A 2454-nucleotide genomic window follows, 5' to 3' on the forward strand; every position below is an offset into this window, starting at 1 on the left:
TGGCGCAGCTCGGCCCATCCGGCGGGGCCAAGGCGATCGCTGAGCTGGGCCGCCACCCCCTGTTCGACAAGGGTCAGCGCGTCGTAAATCTCCATTGCCTCCTGCATGCTTGGCCTGGCGACGAAGGCGCCGCGGTTGCGCTCGATCTGCCCCAGCCCGTCATCGGCGAGCCGTATCAGGGCCTGACGCACCACGATGCGGCTGACATCGAATATCTCGGCAAGCTCGCGCTCGCCGAGCTTGCAGCCGGGCACCAGCCGATGGTCGATGATGGCGCGGGTCAGCGTGTCCGCGATCGTCTGGGAGCGGCTGCTCAAGGCACGGTTCTCCGCCTTTGCGACGACATGATCAGCAGGCTTTCCATGATGAAGACATGACGCTTCGGGATGTGCCATATCCCAGGTTCAGGTTTTCCATATCGGAATTCAATCATCATAGTCTGTCAACACAAAAAATGATTTTGGCTGACAAAAAATCATTGATTGGTATCCAATCTTGTGATTTCGTCATTGCGAAACGTCAGGCTAGGTTCGTGGTGAAGGGCTAGCCGAGTTGGGAGGGATGCCGATGGCAACCCGTTGCGTCGACCGCGAGCTTCTGAACGACTGGCATATCGTCGCTGACCAGGAATCGCTCAGCCAGGATGTGCCCTTTTCGACCCGTCTGCTTGGGGTCGATCTCGTCGTTCGAAAACATTCAAACAAGATCGAAGTCGTTCGCAACGATACCGGCGACGTGTTGAAGAGCGCCGAGCGCTATGGCTTCGTCTGGACCTGTCTGGACAAACCCTGGCGCGACATCATCTACATCCCCGAGGCCAACGAGGCGGATCGACATCTGGTCAGCGGCGGCTCGATCGCGGTCAAGGTGTCGGGCCTTCGCGCCGTCGAGAATTTTCTCGACATGGGGCATTTCCCCTTCATCCACACAGGCTGGCTCGGCGAGGAGCCGCATACCGAGGTCGTGCCTTACAAGGTGGAAATCACGCCCCAGGACGAGGTGCTGGCGACCGAATGCAAATTCTACCAGCCCATCGCGTCGCCGACCGCGAAGGAAGGGTTCGTCGTCGAGTACATCTACAAGGTGATCCGGCCCTATACGGTGGCGCTCTACAAGAGCAATCCGATCCAGAAGGGGAGGCTGGATGTCATCACGCTGTTCGTGCAGCCGGTCGACGAGGAGAACTGCGTCGCGCATCCCTATCTCTGCTACCTCAAGGAGGGCATGGATGCGGCGACGGTGCGCAGTTTCATGCAATTGATCTTCGCGCAGGACAAGCCGATCCTGGAAAACCAGGTCCCCAAGCGCCTGCCGCTCGATCCGCGCGCCGAGACGCCGATCCGCGCCGATGCCGTCTCGGTTTCCTATCGGCGCTGGCTGCGTGACAGGGCGGTCACCTATGGTGCGATACCGGCACAGATCTGATGACGTCCGAGGGTATTTGAAGGGATAACATGATGACGAAATGCGCTGATCCCGTGATCCTCAATCTCTGGCATCCCGTGGGCGCCATCGCGGAAGCTGCTCCCGGCGCCGTCCAGGAGACCGTTCTGCTCGAGGAGCGCCTCAGCTTTGCGGTGGACGCGGATGGCGAGCCCGTCGTCTGGCGCTCGCGTCCCGATGTGCAAAGGGCTGACCATATTCCACCCGCCGACAGGCTGCCTGCAATAAGCGCCTATGGCTATGTCTGGACTTCGCTCGGGTCGCCGCCGGCCGAGCTGTTCCCGATCCCCGAATATCAAGAGCCGGACCGCCGCAAGCTCAATGCGGCAACGTTCGGCGTCAACGTCTCGGCGCCACGCGCCATCGAGAACTTTCTCGACATGGGCCACTTCCCCTATGTGCATACCGACATACTCGGCGTCGAGCCGCATACCGAAGTCAAGGAATACGACGTCGAGATCTCCGTCGATCGCGACGAGATCCTGGCCACGCGCTGCCGCTTCTTCCAGCCGATGGCGTCGACGGCGTCCGATGGCGGCGCCGACGTCGACTACGTCTATCGCGTGCCGCATCCCTATTGCTCGGTGCTCTATAAATCGAGCCCGGTCGACGAGACCCGGCGCGATGTCATCGCCGTCTTCCTGCAGCCGGTCGACCAGGAGCATGTGCGCGCCCACATGCTGCTTTGCGTGCTCGACGAAGACAATGAAGACAAGGTGATCAAGCGTTTCCAGCAGACGATCTTCGGCCAGGACAAGCCGATCCTGGAAAACCAGGTGCCGAAGCGCCTGCCGCTCGATCCGCGCGCCGAGACGCCGATCCGCGCTGACAAGTCGGCCATCGCCTACCGGCGCTGGCTCAGCCAGAAGGGCGTGACCTACGGGGTCATCCCGGCTGCAGCCTGACAGACATTTTGGAGACGATTGATGTTGGAAGAAGCCAGAAGCCGGTGGCATCCGATCGCCGCTGCCCATGATTTGCCGTTTCGCCACGTTTTCCACGGCCAGTTGC

Annotated in this window: 3 protein-coding genes; 2 read left to right on the forward strand and 1 reads right to left on the reverse strand. The window is 60.9% G+C overall.

The window, feature by feature from the left end:
• A partial coding sequence (locus EN994_RS27120) for a GntR family transcriptional regulator (RefSeq protein WP_164746239.1) occupies nucleotides 1–317 on the reverse strand: 317 nt, incomplete at its 3' end.
• 250 nt (nucleotides 318–567) lie between these two features.
• Between EN994_RS27120 and EN994_RS27125 the strand changes: the two genes are divergently transcribed.
• Both EN994_RS27125 and EN994_RS27130 read left to right on the forward strand, forming a co-directional pair.
• Nucleotides 568–1425, forward strand: a complete 858-nt coding sequence (locus EN994_RS27125) for an aromatic ring-hydroxylating dioxygenase subunit alpha (protein WP_032809603.1) — start codon at nucleotides 568–570, stop codon at nucleotides 1423–1425.
• 29 nt (nucleotides 1426–1454) lie between these two features.
• A complete protein-coding gene (locus tag EN994_RS27130) occupies nucleotides 1455–2348 on the forward strand; it encodes an aromatic ring-hydroxylating dioxygenase subunit alpha (protein ID WP_013529897.1) in 894 nt (297 codons plus the stop codon).
• The last annotated feature ends 106 nt before the right edge of the window (nucleotides 2349–2454 follow it).

This window comes from Mesorhizobium sp. M7A.F.Ca.CA.002.09.1.1 (assembly GCF_003998555.1).
Lineage (GTDB): Bacteria > Pseudomonadota > Alphaproteobacteria > Rhizobiales > Rhizobiaceae > Mesorhizobium > Mesorhizobium ciceri.